At 65.7% G+C, this 15042-nt stretch carries 14 protein-coding genes; 1 reads left to right on the top strand and 13 read right to left on the bottom strand.

Annotation, left to right across the window (positions count from 1 at the left end):
• Positions 1–101: 101 nt before the first annotated feature.
• From surE to GDN70_RS19480, 12 genes are all read right to left on the bottom strand, one after another.
• Entirely contained in the window at positions 102–869 is a 768-nt protein-coding gene (gene surE, locus GDN70_RS19540; RefSeq protein WP_018317879.1) for a 5'/3'-nucleotidase SurE, read from the bottom strand.
• 97 nt (positions 870–966) lie between these two features.
• Positions 967–1329 carry a hypothetical protein gene (locus tag GDN70_RS19535; protein WP_028145377.1) on the bottom strand — a complete coding sequence of 121 codons (363 nt, stop codon included), beginning with the start codon at positions 1327–1329 and terminating at the stop codon, positions 967–969.
• Between the two features lie 94 nt (positions 1330–1423).
• Positions 1424–2755 (bottom strand): serine--tRNA ligase, encoded by a 1332-nt coding sequence (gene serS / locus GDN70_RS19530; RefSeq protein WP_028145378.1) that lies wholly within the window; start codon positions 2753–2755, stop codon positions 1424–1426.
• 137 nt (positions 2756–2892) lie between these two features.
• The gene (gene tatC / locus GDN70_RS19525) at positions 2893–3708 is read right to left on the bottom strand and encodes a twin-arginine translocase subunit TatC (RefSeq protein ID WP_028145379.1); all 816 of its coding nucleotides are present in this window, start codon (positions 3706–3708) and stop codon (positions 2893–2895) included.
• On the bottom strand, positions 3705–4220 hold the full coding sequence (tatB, locus tag GDN70_RS19520; RefSeq protein ID WP_028145380.1) for a Sec-independent protein translocase protein TatB: 516 nt from the start codon (positions 4218–4220) through the stop codon (positions 3705–3707). Before tatB ends, tatC begins: the two co-directional genes overlap by 4 nt.
• An 88-nt stretch (positions 4221–4308) precedes the next feature.
• A complete protein-coding gene (locus GDN70_RS19515; RefSeq protein ID WP_028145381.1) occupies positions 4309–4542 on the bottom strand; it encodes a twin-arginine translocase TatA/TatE family subunit in 234 nt (77 codons plus the stop codon).
• 167 nt (positions 4543–4709) lie between these two features.
• Positions 4710–5474 (bottom strand): SMC-Scp complex subunit ScpB, encoded by a 765-nt coding sequence (gene scpB, locus GDN70_RS19510; RefSeq protein WP_028145382.1) that lies wholly within the window; start codon positions 5472–5474, stop codon positions 4710–4712.
• A gap of 21 nt (positions 5475–5495) precedes the next feature.
• Positions 5496–6335, bottom strand: a complete 840-nt coding sequence (locus GDN70_RS19505) for a ScpA family protein (protein ID WP_018317872.1) — start codon at positions 6333–6335, stop codon at positions 5496–5498.
• On the bottom strand, positions 6332–7360 hold the full coding sequence (gene nagZ / locus GDN70_RS19500; RefSeq protein ID WP_028145383.1) for a beta-N-acetylhexosaminidase: 1029 nt from the start codon (positions 7358–7360) through the stop codon (positions 6332–6334). Before nagZ ends, GDN70_RS19505 begins: the two co-directional genes overlap by 4 nt.
• Before the next feature lie 46 nt (positions 7361–7406).
• On the bottom strand, positions 7407–8990 hold the full coding sequence (locus GDN70_RS19495) for an SPOR domain-containing protein (protein ID WP_028145384.1): 1584 nt from the start codon (positions 8988–8990) through the stop codon (positions 7407–7409).
• Positions 8991–9131: 141 nt separating this feature from the next.
• Positions 9132–10922, bottom strand: coding sequence for an arginine--tRNA ligase (gene argS, locus GDN70_RS19485; RefSeq protein WP_038949164.1), 1791 nt, complete (start codon positions 10920–10922; stop codon positions 9132–9134).
• A gap of 9 nt (positions 10923–10931) precedes the next feature.
• Positions 10932–12140 (bottom strand): deoxyguanosinetriphosphate triphosphohydrolase, encoded by a 1209-nt coding sequence (locus GDN70_RS19480; protein WP_038949165.1) that lies wholly within the window; start codon positions 12138–12140, stop codon positions 10932–10934.
• 123 nt (positions 12141–12263) lie between these two features.
• Here GDN70_RS19480 and erpA point away from each other — a divergent pair, with 123 nt between their 5' ends.
• Positions 12264–12593: an iron-sulfur cluster insertion protein ErpA gene (gene erpA, locus GDN70_RS19475; RefSeq protein ID WP_028145387.1), complete on the top strand. Its 330-nt coding sequence runs from the start codon at positions 12264–12266 to the stop codon at positions 12591–12593.
• Positions 12594–12597: 4 nt separating this feature from the next.
• On the opposite strand, the gene GDN70_RS19470 is transcribed toward erpA, so the two are convergent.
• Positions 12598–14928: an ATP-binding protein gene (locus GDN70_RS19470; protein ID WP_028145388.1), complete on the bottom strand. Its 2331-nt coding sequence runs from the start codon at positions 14926–14928 to the stop codon at positions 12598–12600.
• Positions 14929–15042 lie beyond the last annotated feature (114 nt).

Below are 15042 nucleotides of genomic sequence, written 5' to 3'. Positions count from 1 at the left end.
CATGATCCGGAAAAGTGCGCAGCGGTTTTCCGAAAAGATCATGCTTAAACGACAACCTAAAGCGCGATGACGATTCATCCTGATCGCATCGCGCTTTAGCGTTACTTCAGCGTCGCGCTGAGCTCTTCCGAAAACGCTTCGTTGGTGCGGTCGAGCCTGAGCGGGGTGACCGAGACATAGCGCTCGCGAAGCGCCGCCAGATCAGTGCCGTCGGCCGGCGTATCCATCATCGCGGCGCGCTCGAATCCGATCCAGAAATAGGGATTGCCGCGGCCGTCCTGGCGCTCGTCGATCCTGAGGAAACCGAGATTGCGCTTGCCCTGGCGCGTGACGCGAATGCCCAGCACATCCTCCGGCGCGCAGGACGGGAAATTGACGTTGATGACCGTGTCCTTCGGAATGCCCGCGGCAATCACCTTGCGCAGGATGTCGGGCCCGAACTTGCGCGCGGTGTCCCATGGCGGGCGCTCGCGGGTCTCGACGCTGAACTCCTGCGACAGCGCGAATGACGGCAACCCCAGGATGGTGCCTTCCAGCGCGCCGGCGATGGTGCCGGAATAGACCACGTCCTCGGCGACGTTGCGGCCCTTGTTGACCCCGGACAGCACGACGTCAGGCAGCTTGGCACCGAGGATATGGCGCGCGCCCATGATGACGCAGTCGGTCGGCGTGCCGCGCACGGCAAAGTGCCGCGGCCCGACTTCGCGCAAGCGCAAGGGATCGTTCAGCGACAGCGAGTGCGACACGCCGGACTGGTCGAGCTCGGGCGCCACCACCCAGACGTCGTCGGACAGCGCGCGCGCGATTTCCTCGACCACCTTGAGGCCGGGGGCGTGAATGCCGTCGTCATTGGTGCAGAGAATGCGCATGCGGAGGTTCGATTCCAAAAAAGCGGGGTCCAAGCCGTCTTATCCGGCTCCGGCCGATCAGGCAAACCGGCTGATCAGGGGTTCCTGCCTGAACCCGTTAGCGGCGGATGCGCCATTGTGGAAGGAAGCGCGCCAGCCGCCCCTCAGCACGCAGACTCATCGCAGGCACCGCCGGACTGACGACGGCAGCCTCGATCACGCCGAGCGCCTCCAATTGCGCAACGAACGCATCCGGCTCCGGCTCTCGCGGAAAGCGTTCGCGCGCCACCGTCAGCGCGTTGTCGAAGTCGGCAGCGTTCACACCGGGCTTGGCCCGCCGGCTCTGCACGAGATCGTCGTCCCAGAGCCGGGCGATCTCGATGTCCAGCACGCCGCGCAGGCGCTGATCGACGGCCTGGATCCCGGCCCCCGTCACCGCCCATTGTCGGCCGACCCAGAAGATGTCGCGGTGCAAGGCCATGAACGGAGGGTTCGCGTTGCGGGTGGCCGGCAGGATAGCCGGCCGCCCGATCTTCGCAACCAAACGTTTCTGCGTTTCAGGCAGGTAACACGCCCTACTCGCGCCCGATCACCTTCACGCCGCCCATATAGGGCTGAAGCACGTCGGGGACCGCGATCGAGCCGTCCTCCTGCTGATAGGTCTCCATCACGGCGATCAGCGCGCGGCCGAGCGCGGTGCCGGAGCCGTTCAGCGTGTGGACGAAACGCGGCTTGCCGTCGGGACCGCGCGAGCGCGCATCCATGCGTCGTGCCTGGAAGTCGCCGCAGACCGAGCAGCTCGAGATCTCGCGGAATGCCCCGCCCTCGCCCTGCCCCGGCATCCAGACCTCGATGTCATAGGTTTTTTGCGACGAGAAACCCATGTCTCCTGCGCAAAGCGTCATCACGCGATAATGCAGCCCGAGCCGCTGCAGCACCTGCTCGGCGCAGGACAGCATGCGCTCCAGCTCGTCCTTGCTCACCTCCGGCGTCGTAATCGAGACCAGCTCGACCTTGGTGAACTGGTGCTGGCGGATCATGCCGCGCGTGTCACGTCCGGCCGCGCCGGCCTCGGCACGAAAGCACGGCGTCAGCGCGGTGAGCCGCATCGGCAACTGCTTCTCGTCGAGGATGGATTCGCGCGCGAGGTTGGTCAGCGACACCTCAGCGGTCGGAATGAGGCCGAGGCGCTCTGTCCTCAGCCGCTCCTGGTCGGGCGAGGCAAGGAGCTCGCCCTTGATCGCCCAGAACTGATCATCCTCGAACTTCGGCAATTGTCCGGTGCCGAACATGATCTCGTTGCGCACCAGCAGCGGCGGATTGATCTCGGTATAGCCGTGCTCGTCGACATGCAGATTCAGCATGAACTGGCCGAGCGCGCGTTCGAGCCGCGCCAGTCCCTTCTTCAGCACGACGAAACGGGCGCCGGAGAGCTTTGCCGCCGCCTCGAAATCCATGTCACCGAGCGCGGTGCCGAGATCGTCATGCAGCTTCGGCGCAAAGCCGTAGTTGCGCTTGTTGCCGAACACGTGGTGCTGCACGTTGCCGTGCTCGTCGACACCATCGGGCACGTCGTCGAACGGAATGTTCGGGATCGCGGACAGCTCTTTGGTCAGCTCCTCATCGGCGGCTTTCGCGGCGGCCTCGAGCTGCGGCATCGTGGTCTTGAGCTCGGCGACCTCGGCCATCAGCTTGGCCGCGCGCGCCTCGTCCTTCGCCTTCTTGGCATCGCCGATTTCCTTGGAGGCCGCGTTGCGCCGAGCCTGCGCCTGCTCGGAGGCCAGGATCGCCGCGCGCCGCGTCTCGTCGATCGCGAGCAGCGAGGCCGACAACGGCTTCAGGCCGCGCCGGGCGAGGCCGGCGTCGAAGGCTTGCGGATTGTCGCGGATCGATTTGATGTCGTGCATGGCTGCCTTCCCGTCATGGCCGGGTTAATCCCGGCCATCCACGTATCTGCCGCCTTAGATCAAGTCGTGGATGCCCGGGTCAAGCCCGGGTATGACGAATCATGGGCTGAATGGCGCTATGATAGAGCGAAAGCGCCCTACTCCGCCGGATTGGCCGGCGTCGACACGTCGGTGCCGGTGGTCGCCTGCGAGGCTGCCGCCGCCCTCTTCTCCACCATCCCCACCGCGATGATCGAACCCTCGTAGAGCAAGAGCAAGGGAAGCGCGAGCGAGCACTGGCTGAGCACGTCCGGCGGGGTCAGCACCGCCGCGATGACGAAGGCGATGACGATGAAATAGCGGCGCTTCTCGCGCAGCATCTTCGAGGTCACGATGCCGATCCGCCCGAGCAGCGTCAGGATCACCGGAAGCTGGAAGGCGATGCCGAAGGCGAAGATCAGCGACATCATCAGCGACAGATATTCGCCGACCTTGGGCAAAAGCTGGATTTGCGCGGTCTCGTCGCTGCCGGCCTGCTGCATGCCGAGCGAGAAGCGGACCAGCATCGGCAGCACGACAAAATAGACCAGCGCCGCGCCGAGCACGAAGAAAAACGGGGTCGCGACCAGGTACGGCAGGAAGGCCTGCTTCTCGTGCTTGTACAGCCCGGGCGCGACGAATTTGTAGATCTGCGTCGCCACGATCGGAAACGAGATGAAGCCGGCGCCGAACAAAGCGAGCTTGAGCTGGGTGATGAAATATTCCAGCAGCGCCGTGTAGATGAACTTGGAATTCTCCGGACCCGCGACCCATACGAACGGCCAGACCAGCACGTTGTAGATCTGCTTGGCGAAGAAGAAGCAGAAGATGAAGGCCACGCCAAAGCCGAGCAGCGCCTTGATCAGCCGCGAGCGCAGCTCGATCAGGTGGTCCATCAGCGGGGCTTTGCTGGCCTCGATATCGGCGTCGCTCATGACGCTTTGGCGTCCTTGATCGCTTCGGATGGCGCGGTGTCCTGCGCAACCTGCGCCTGCTCGACCTCACGGGTGATGGCGAGCGGCTCGTTCGCAGCCGCATGCGCCTCGGCTTCCATGAAGGTCGCGGGCGTCGGCGCTTCCGGAGTGGTAGGAGTGACAGGCGCTTCAATTGAAGTCGCCGGTGGTTCGACAGCCGTCGTGGTCGGCGTCTCGGCGGGCTTGTCCAGCGCGTCGACGCGGAGCGCGTCGCTGACGTCCTTCTGGAGCGAGGACAGCGGATTGAAGCCGGTCGCGGCTTCCTTGACCTCGTCGAAGCTCTTCTTGAGGTCGGCCATTTCGGCCTCGCGCATCGCTTCCTGGAACTGGCCCTGGAATTCGGCGGCCATCTTGCGGGCCTTGCCCATCCACTGTCCGACCATGCGCAGCACGCCCGGCAGCTCTTTCGGGCCGATGGCGATCAAGGCCACGACCCCGATCAGGACCAGTTCACTCCACCCGATGTCGAACATGAGGTCTTCCGTTCACGCGAAGCCGCAGCCGACCCAATCCCTTGCGCGCAGGATCGGGCCGCACCCCGCGTCTCGCGTGCTCTTTGGCTCAGACGGCCTTGCTGCCGACGTCGGACCGCGCCGCGGTCGGCGCATTGTTGTGCTCGATGGACTTGGCCGGCTCGGGCTTCTCGGCGGGCTTGTCGTCGTCCTGCATGCCCTTCTTGAACGCCTTGATGCCCTGCGCCACGTCGCCCATCAGATCCGAAATCTTGCCGCGGCCGAACAGCAGCAGGACCACTGCGATCACCAGGATCCAGTGCCAAATGCTGAGTGAACCCATCCTGCAACCCTCCAAACGCGCATGGCCGGGGACCCGGCCGATCTTCACTGAAACCTAGGCTTGGCGGGTGTCAAAAACAAGGACCAAGGCAGCGCCAATTCGCTGTTGGCACTACGTAATCTTGCTAGTGTTAACCGGTCGCAGGGCACCGGTAAAACGCAAAGGCCTCACTCTTCGGTGCCGCCTTCGCCGCCCTCCTCTTGGCCGCCTTCCGGTGCCTCCTCCGGAGTCTCGGGCTCAACCGCAGGCGCCAGCGCCAGATCGAGATCCTCGCCCGGTTCCAAGGGATCCTCGTCCTCGCGGAGCTGCGGGTCGTCCGACGGCGTCGGCACGCTGAATCCGGTCGGCAGGCGCGAATCCAAGAGGCCCGTGCCCTTCAGCTCCTCGAGGCCCGGCAGATCGCCGAGCTGTTCCAGGGTGAATTGCGACAGGAAGTCCTCGGTGGTTCCGAAGGTCAGCGGACGGCCCGGCGTCTTGCGGCGGCCACGCGGCTTGATCCAGCCGGTCTCCAGCAGCACGTCGAGCGTGCCCTTCGAGGTGACGACGCCGCGGATCTCCTCGATCTCGGCGCGCGTCACCGGCTGGTGATAGGCGATGATCGCCAGCACCTCGATTGCCGCGCGCGACAGGCGGCGGGTCTCGGTGCTCTCCCGCGTCATCAGCCAGGCGAGATCGCCGGCGGTGCGGAAGGTCCATTTGTTGGCGACGCGAACGAGGTTCACCCCGCGCAAGGAATAGTCCGCCTGCAATTGCTCGAGCGCGGCCTTGACGTCGACGCCCTCGGGCATGCGCTTGGCCAGCGTCGCGGTATCCAGCGGTTCACTCGAAGCGAACAGCAGTGCTTCCAGCAGCCGCAATTCCTCGGGACGTGCCTGGGATTCGTTCTCCATCGGCTCGGCCTCTTCTACCCGCACTTCAGCCAGGCTTGCCATGGCAGCTTCTCCTTCTTGCACTTAACCGACCGGCGCATCAGGCGCAGGAGCTGCGTCCGGCACCGGTTTGGGGCGCCCCTTCCGGAAATAGATGGGCGCAAACGCCTCTTTCTGGTTCAGCTCCAGCTGACCCTCGCGCACCAATTCGAGCGCAGCAGCAAAGCTCGAGGCGAACACCGTCGCGCGCTGCGTCGGATCGGCGACGTGCCGGACCAGGAAGTCGTCGAGCACGCCCCAATCGTCCTGCTCGCTGATGCTGCCGACCAGCCGCTCCAGCGTGGCGCGCGCCTCGGCGAGCGACCACACCGTGCGCTTGGCCAGATGCACGCTCGCCAGCACGCGCGACTGGCGCTGCGAGGCGTAGGCGGTGAGCAAATCGTACAGCGTCGCCGTGTATTTCGGGTGCTTGATCTCGGCGATCTGCTCGGGCTCGCCGCGCGGGAAGATGTCGCGCAGCAATTGCTGCCTGTTCATCAGCCGGTTGGCGGCTTCGCGAATGGCCTCCAGCCGGCGCAGGCGGTTGGCGAGCGCCGTCGCCATCTGCTCGGCGCTCGGGCCTTCCGCGCTCGGCGGCTCCGGCAGCAGCAGGCGCGACTTCAGGAAGGCGAGCCATGCCGCCATGACGAGGTAATCGGCGGCGAGCTCGAGCCGGATCTTTCGCGCGGCTTCGATGAAGTGGAGATACTGGTCGGCCAGCGCCAGGATCGAGATCTTGGCGAGGTCGACCTTCTGCTGCCGCGCCAGCGCGAGCAGCAGATCGAGCGGACCCTCATAGCCCTCGACGTCCACCACCAACGCCGGCTCACCCTCGGCAAGCTCTGCGGGCCGCCCGGTTTCGAAAGATAGAATTTCTGCGGTCATGCCGATGCCGTGTTTGCCCGTGCGATCAATGCGTCCAGCTCAGTGCGTGCGGCGACGCGATCGAGCGGTTGCGGCGCCTTGCGCGCGGCGAGCGCGGCGTTCGCCCGCTCCAGCGCCCTGCCCGACAGCTCAGGTGTCTGGCCGGCGACCTCGCGCATCTCCTCGATATTGCCGTTGCAATGCAGGGCCACATCGCAGCCGGCCGCGAAGATGGCGCGGGTCCGCTCGGCGATATTCCCCGACAGCGCGTTCATCGACACGTCATCACTCATTAACAAACCCTGGAACCCGATTGCGCCGCGAATCACGTCAGCAATCATTGTCGCAGATGTCGTCGCCGGATGGGCGGGGTCGACCGCGCTAAACACAACATGTGCAGTCATGGCCATCGGCAGGTCCGACAGCGGCTTGAAGGCGGCGAAGTCGGTCCGTTCCAGCTCGTCCCTGGGCGTATCGACCGTCGGCAGCTTGAAATGGGTGTCGGCAGTGGCCCGGCCATGGCCGGGGATGTGCTTGAGCACCGGCAACACGCCGCCCTGCGCTAGGCCCTCGGTGACCGCGCGCGCGATCGCCGCGACCTTGCCGGGCTCGGTGCCATAGGCCCTGTTCCCGATGACAGCATCGGCACCCTCGACGGGCACGTCGGCCAGCGGCAGGCAATCCACGGTGATGCCGAGATCGGCAAGATCAGCCGCGATCAGGCGGGCGGACAGGCGCGCCGCGGTGAGCCCGAGCGCCGAATCAGTGCCGTACAAGGTCGAGAAAACGGCGCCCGGCGGATAGACCGGCCAGTGCGGCGGACCGAGCCGCTGTACCCTACCGCCTTCCTGATCGATCAGGATGGGCGCGTCGGCAGCACCTGCCGCCGTCCGCAATTCCGCAACCAGTGCAGCGACTTGAGCTGGCGTTGCGACATTGCGCTTGAATAGGATGAAGCCCCATGGGCGTTGGTCGCGGATAAACTCCCGCTCGACGGCGGTCAGTTCCGTTCCGGATACACCGGTAATGAAGGCCCGCGTGCTCATAACGGCCGATTAACCCTGACCCGCGAGGGGGTCAAGGAAACGGCCGTTAATTCCTCTGGACGAAGCAGGCGGACAAGCCTGCGGACTTCAGGCTGTTGCAGGCGTGCGTCGCTTCCTCTGCCGAACCATAGGGCCCAGCGAAGGCGCGGTAGACGACCCCCTTGCCCTTGTCGCTGAGGTCGACCCGCTTGATCACCGGCGAACGGGAGCCGAGCACGCTGCCATATTTGCTCTGAAGCACGCGATACGACGCGGCCGCGCTATCCTCGCTCTGCTGCGAGGAGACCTGCACGATGTAGCCGCCACCGCCGCTGCTGGCGGGCGCGATTTGCGTCGGGGTGGTCGCAGCCATCCGCTGCGGCGGTTCGGCTGCCGGGACCGATTGCGGCGCCAGCGACATCGGCTGGTTGGCGCTGGCATTGGCCGAGGTCGGCGGATTGCGCGGCGCGACCGGCGCAACGGGCGCAGCCACAGGCTTCGGCGCAGCCGTTGGCCTGGCGGCAGCGGCCGATTGCGGCGTGGCGCTGTCGGTCTGATCGCCCTTCACGGCGACAGTCCTGATCGGGCGCGGCGAATTGTTCGACATCGTGCCGTTGCTCGCGCCCGTGCTCGGCGGCGGCACCGCAGACGGCGACACGCTCGCCACCGACGGCGGGTTCGCATTCTGGTTCAGCGGCGGGAACACCACGCGAGGACCGCCCGCCTTGGCGTTGACGTCGACCGGCGCCTCTTCCCGCGGCACGATCTTCTCGGTGCCATCGCCGCTCACCATGCGATCCGGCACCTTGGCCGAGGAATCCGTCGGCGCCGGCACGATCTTGGTCGGGGTGTTGTCGGCCTTGATGATCGGCGGCTCACCGCTGCGGGGCGAGCCGACATAGGTCTTGTAGGCGAAGGCGGCGCCGGTGCCGACCACGGCAAGCGCCAGGATCGCTGCGACCGTCATCATGCCACCGCGCTGCTTCTTGGGCTCTTCGAGCTCCGCCTCCGGATAGTCGCTCTGATACGCGTAGGGATCGTCGGGATAGGCGGGATCGCGCTGATAATCCTGCTCGCCTGCCTCCAGCCGGCCGTAGAGCGCATCGTCGTAACGCGCCGGATCGGGCTGCTGATGTGGCTCCTGATAGGCCTGTTGCTGGTAAGCCTGATCCTGCTGGGAGGCCTGATCCTGGTAGGATTGCGCCTGATAGGCGTGATCCTGATAAGCCTGGGGCTGATGAAGTTCAGGCTCGGGCGCGGCAGGCTGGGCTGAATAGCGGTGCAACGGGTGGACCGGGTTTACGGACACGGGATAGTCTGGCTCGGGAGCTGGCGCCGGCTGCGGCTGCACGTTGGCCCGCCGCATCCATGAGGGCGGCCCGGGCTGCGCCGGGGGGGCCTGCTCGGCATAGTCCTGTTGATAATCGTCCTGTCGATCCTCTTGCCGATAGTCGTCGTCCTGATAGCCCTGCGCGGGCGCGGGGGCTGCCGGCGGATGTGCGCCGGGCCGCCCCTGAGCTGCGAACGGATCGGTCTGTCCGATCAGGCGGGCGAGCTCGGCTAAGGGATCGCTCTCCGCCTTGCCATGCTGGGCGCCGCCGCGACCATAGTCATCGGAGGGCAACGGTCTGTCCTGATATCGTTCGGCCATCGTGATGATGCGTCCCTTCGGGAAAGCCGCGCGCCCCTCGACCAAGGCACGGCTTTCGACCCACAAGGCTTTCAACCAAGTCTAAGCGATCCGGCTTCTGCCGGTTACCCCCGATATTCCCCTTAAGTAGTTCGCCCCAAACTACCGCATCTCGTTCGGAGCATGGACGCCGAGGATGGCGAGGCCCGATGCCAGAACCGAGACGACGCCCTGGACCATGGCCAGTCGCGCCTTTGTAAGCTCTGCATCATTATTGATAATGAAGCGTAAATAGGGCAAATCGCGCCCCTTCGTCCAAAGTGCATGAAATTCGCTGGCTAAATCATAGAGATAAAAGGCAATTCGGTGCGGCTCGTGGGCCGCGGCTGCGGCTTCCAGCATGCGCGGAAATATTGCGAGACGCTTGAGCAGGTCGAGCTCGACGGGGTCTGAGAGCCGTTCCACCGCCGACTCAGCGAGCCAGGCGATCCGCTCGCCGGCATCCTCCGGCAGTTCCGGGAACACCTCCGTCCGCGCGTTGCGGAAGATCGAGTGGCCGCGAGCGTGGCCGTACTGGACGTAGAACACCGGGTTGTCGCGCGACTGTTCCATGACCTTGGCGAGGTCGAAGTCGAGCACGGCGTCGTTCTTCCTGTAGAGCATCATGAAGCGGACGGCGTCCTGGCCGACCTCATCCACCACCTCACGCAAGGTGACGAAGTCCCCGCTCCGCTTGGACATTTTCACCGGCTCGCCGTTGCGCAGCAACTTGACGAGCTGGACGATCTTGACGTCGAGCGAGCCCTTGCCCGACGTCGTCGCCTTTACCGCCGCCTGCATGCGCTTGATATAGCCGCCATGGTCGGCGCCCCAGACGTCGATCATTTCCGCAAAGCCGCGGTCGAACTTGTTCTTGTGGTAGGCGATGTCGGCGGCGAAGTAGGTGTAGGAATTGTCCGACTTGATCAGCGGACGATCGACGTCGTCGCCGTAAGCCGTCGCCTTGAACAGCAGCTGCTCGCGGTCTTCCCAATCCTCGACCGGCGCGCCCTTTGGCGGCGGCAGGCGGCCTTCGTAGACGTCGCCCTTGGCCTTCAGGAAATCGATGGTCTCGGCAACCTTGTTGTTGCCGGTCTCGATCAGCGAGCGCTCCGAGAAAAACACATCATGACGGATGTTGAGGGCGGCGAGATCGTCCTTGATCTCGTCCATCATCATCGCGATCGCCTTGGCGCGCACCGTCGGCAGCCATTCGACCTCGCTCATCGCGAGGAGCTTGTCGCCGTGCTCTTTCGCCAGCGCCGCGCCGACCGGCTTCAGATAGTCGCCCGGATAGAGGCCTTCCGGGATCGCACCGATGTCCTCGCCGAGCGCCTCGCGGTACCGCAGGAACGCGGAGCGCGCGAGCACGTCGACCTGGGCGCCGGCGTCGTTGATGTAATATTCGCGCGCGACGTCGTGGCCTGCGAAACGGAGCAGGCTCGCCAGCGCGTCGCCAAACACGGCGCCGCGGCAATGGCCGACATGCATCGGCCCGGTCGGATTGGCCGAGACGTATTCAATATTGACCTTGGAGCCGCCGCGGACGCGGCCGTAATCGGCGCCCTCGCGCAGGACCATCCGCAGCGCCTCGGCCCAGGCAGCGGGCTGCAGCGTCAGATTGATGAAGCCGGGACCGGCGACGTCGACCTTGGCGATCAGCGCGTCCGCGCGCAGCCGCTCGGCGATCTGCTCGGCGAGGTCGCGCGGCTTGGCCTTTGCCTCTTTCGCCAGCACCATGGCGGCGTTGGTCGCCATGTCGCCATGGGAGGGATCGCGCGGCGGCTCGACCACCACGCGCGAGAAATCGATGCCCTCGGGCCAGTTGGCTTCCGCCGCCAGCGTACGGCAGGCGGCGTGCACGCGTGCAAGCACGTCGGCGAACAAATGCAGTGCTGAGGATGTGTCGGGCATGGCCGCCGCCTAACGCAAATCCGGGGTCGAGTCAAAAAGCCGCTGGTGCTCGGTCAGGGCGAAACGGTCGGTCATTCCGGCAATGAAATTGCCGATCCGGCGGGCCCGGTCACCCTCATTGTCAGCCTCCGCCCCCGAGAGCCATTCCGGCGGCAGCTCGCCCGGGGATTTCAGGTATTTCGCGAACAGGTCGAACAGGATCTGCTCCGCCTCCCCCATCACCCGCATCACCCGCTTGTGACGGTACATGTGCTGGTAGAGGAAGGTCTTGATGGCGGCCTCCTCCTCGGCGACCTCGGCCGGAAATGCGACCAGCGCCCGGCTCTGCTGGCGGACATCCTGGGCCGATTGGGGCTTCACCGCGGCGAGGTTCTTCTGCGCCTGCGCGAACACCGCACCGATCAGGTGCGAGATCAGCTCGCGCACCAGCTCGGCACCGCGCCTGAGGTCTTCGAGGTCGGGATAGTGCGCCGAGGTCTCGGCGATGATCTCAGCCGTGAGCGGCATCACCTTGAGATCGTCGAGATGGAACAGGCCGGCACGCAGACCATCGTCGATGTCGTGGGCGTCATAGGCGATGTCGTCGGCGATGGCGGCGACCTGCGCCTCCAGTGAGGCGAAGCTCCACAATTCGAGGTCGTAGGTCTCGATATAGTCGGCGATGCCGACGGGAATGCCGTGCTCGCGATAGCGCCCCACCGGCGCGCCGCTGCGGTCGGTCAGCGGACCGTTATGCTTGACGATGCCCTCCAGCGACTCCCAGGTCAGGTTGAGCCCGTCGAAATCGGGGTAGCGATGCTCGAGCGAAGCGACGACGCGGAGCGTCTGGGCGTTGTGGTCGAAGCCGCCAAAATCCTTCAGGCAGGCGTCCAGCGCCCGCTCGCCGGCATGGCCGAACGGGGGATGACCGAGATCGTGGGCCAGCGCCAGGGTTTCGGTGAGATCCTCGTCCAACCCGAGCTGCCGGGCCAGCGCACGGGCGATCTGCGCCACCTCCAGCGAATGGGTCAGCCGGGTGCGGTAGTGGTCGCCCTCGTGGAACACGAACACCTGGGTCTTGTACTTCAGGCGGCGGAACGCGGTGGAGTGGATCACCCGGTCGCAATCCCGCCGGAACGGGCTGCGGGTCCGGCTCGGCGGCTCCGCGACCAGCCGGCCGCGGCTGCGGTCGGGATCGCAGGCATAGGGCGCATGGGGGGCAGCCATTCCGACGGACACGACGAATTTAGTCCCTATCCATTTGATTCTGCGTATCCTTGCACTTAACTATGCCGGACGCGGGATACCAAATGAATTGGGCAAGTGAACCTGGTATGACCGCGGGACTATCGGAGACGAGCCATGACGACCGACGTGACCATCAGTGACCGCGCCGCACGCCGGATTGGGGAGATCCTCAAGGGCGAAGGCTCTGGCGCGATGCTGCGCATCTCGGTCGAGGGCGGCGGCTGCTCGGGTTTCCAGTACAAATTCGACATCGACCGTGCGCGAACCGACGACGATCTCGTGATCGAGCAGGACCATGCGGTGGTGCTGGTCGATTCCGCCTCGCAGCCATTCCTGGCGGGGTCGCAGGTCGATTTCGTCGACGATCTGATCGGCGCCTCGTTCCGCGTCAACAATCCGAACGCAACGGCATCCTGCGGCTGCGGCACCAGCTTCTCGGTCTGACCGGCTAAACGCCGGTTATCTGTTTCTCCTCATCCGTCCACTCCATCTCGGCCGGCAACAGTTCCGGCTGCAGCGGCGCGTCCTCGGACATCACGTGGCCGTCGAGCGCACGCAGCAAGGCCGCGACCAGCGCCGGCTTGCGCAGCGGCTTGGCGAGGAAGTCCGACATGCCCGCCTCGCGGCAGATCCTGACGTCCTCGGGGAAGGCATTGGCGGTCAGCGCGACGATCGGCAAAGCTTCGCAGCGCCCGCCTTGCGCGCGGATCGCGCGGGTGGCGGCAAGCCCGTCCATGTCGGGCATGCGCACGTCCATCAGCACCACATCGTAATTGCCTTCGGATGCTGCCGCGACGGCTTCGGTGCCGTCGGTGACGACGCGCAGCTCGACGTCGAAGGCCCCCAACATCTTGCTCACGACCATGCGGTTGACCGCATCGTCCTCCGCGACCAGCACCTTCAGCGGCCGATCGAGACCGGCGATACGGGTCTTGAGCTCGTCGGCCTCATCGTGGCCGGCCGTCTGCTCGGAGGCCTGCGCCTGGCTCCAGGGCAGGACCAGCGTGAAGCGGAAGGTCGATCCCTCGCCCGGCGTCGAGGTGACGCCGATGGTGCCGCCCATCTGCTCGATGATGCGCCGGGAGATCGCAAGCCCGAGCCCGGTGCCGCCGAAGCGGCGGCTGATCGAGGCGTCGGCCTGCGCGAAGTCGCTGAAGAGCTGGCCAAGCTTTTCGGGGGCGATGCCGATGCCGCTGTCGGTCACCGTCCATTCGACGGTCGCCAGCAGATCGCGGCGCGCCTGGCAGGTCGCCGAGATCGTCACCTCGCCTTCATCGGTGAACTTCACCGCGTTGGACGCGAGGTTGAGCAGCACCTGGCGGATGCGCGCGACGTCGCCGCGCAGCGTCGGCGGCAGGTTCGGGTCGAGTGCCAGCTTGACCGTCAGCCCCTTGCCCTTGGCGCTCGCGCGGACCACGGTCACGACAGCCTCCACCAGCGCCTGCGGGGCGAAGTCGATCACTTCGAAGGTGAAGCGCCCGGCCTCGAGCTTGGACAGGTCGAGGATGTCGTTGAGGATGCGCTGGAGATTGTCGCCGGACTCGCGGATCGTGGTCACGGCCTCGCGCTGCTCCGGATCGAGCTTGGTTTCGAGCAGCATGCTGGCAAGCCCGAGCACGCCGTTCATGGGCGTGCGGATCTCGTGGCTCATCACGGCGAGGAAGTCCGACTTGGCGCGGCTCTCGGCCTCGGCCTTTTCCGCGCGCCAGCGTTCGGTCACGTCGCGGCCGAAGCCGCGATAGCCCAAAAATTGTCCCTCGCGATCATAGGCCGGCTTGGCCGTCAGCGACCACAGCCGCGCCTCGCCGCCGGCGACGACCTTGAGGTTCATCTCGTGCAGCGGCTCGTTCTGCTCCATCAGGCCGACGACGTTGTAGGCCGCGCTCTTGTCCTCGGGGCACAGCATGTCGAGCACGTCGGCGAAATGCGATCCCTTCAATAGCGGCAGCGGCAACTGAGCGACGTCCGCGAAGCGCTCGGGCACATCGACCAGATGCCCTTCGGCATCGGTCTGCCACAGCCAGTCGCTGGCGTTCTCCTGGAAGTCCTTCAGCAGCAGCGAGATGATCTCGGTCTGGCGTTCGAGTTCGAGCTGGGCCTTGAGATTGCCGAGGAACAGATTGCCCTGCGAGACGATGCTGCGCGCCATGAAGAATGCGAACAGCAGCAGGAACACCGCCGTCACCAGATACGGCCCGGCGCCGCAGAGCAATAGCGCCCCGGCGCAGGCGGTCGTCATGGTGGCGAGATAGACGAGGCCGGCGCGCGGGAACGTCGACAGCGTGAAGGCGCCGCCCGACATCATGCCGACCATCAGGCAGGCCAGGATCAGCTGGCTGGTCGGCTCGATGCGGCTGAACAGAGCGAGCGGCAACGCGCCCCAGATCGCGGCGAGCAAGACCGCCTGCCGCAGCATCTGCCGCGCGGCGCGGGGCGAGGCCTCCTGCGGCGGGTTCTGATGCGACCGCCGCCAGGCGCGCACCGCGAGCGAGGCGGTGGCGGCGAGCGTCAGGCCCCAGATCGCGAGGAAGTCGTTCCATCCCCGGCCCCAGAACAGGATCAGCACGATGGCGACGTTCAGCATCGTCACCGCCATCGTCACGGGGATCAGCCGCGTTACGGCGTCGATCTGCTTGGCGCGGATGCGGCGAATCTCGCGCTCGCTGAGATCGGCGGTCAGGCCGTCCTCGATCTCGAAGCCGCCGAGCCAATACAGGAACGCGCCGATCAGGCCGTCACGCGGCTCGGTTCGCTTCATCGATTTGTCCGGCCATCCCATTCGCGGAACCTTTTGACGATCAATGGCCTGCCGCCTGCTTAAGCCGGGTTAATTTTGTGGGAGATTTTGCGGCGTCCTTGACGGGCGCGTTTGCAGTTTGTTCTAACCATGGCC

The organism is Bradyrhizobium sp. TM102 (assembly GCF_009176685.1).
Classification (GTDB): domain Bacteria; phylum Pseudomonadota; class Alphaproteobacteria; order Rhizobiales; family Xanthobacteraceae; genus Bradyrhizobium; species Bradyrhizobium ottawaense.
This window is presented reverse-complemented; position numbering and strand designations above follow the sequence as displayed.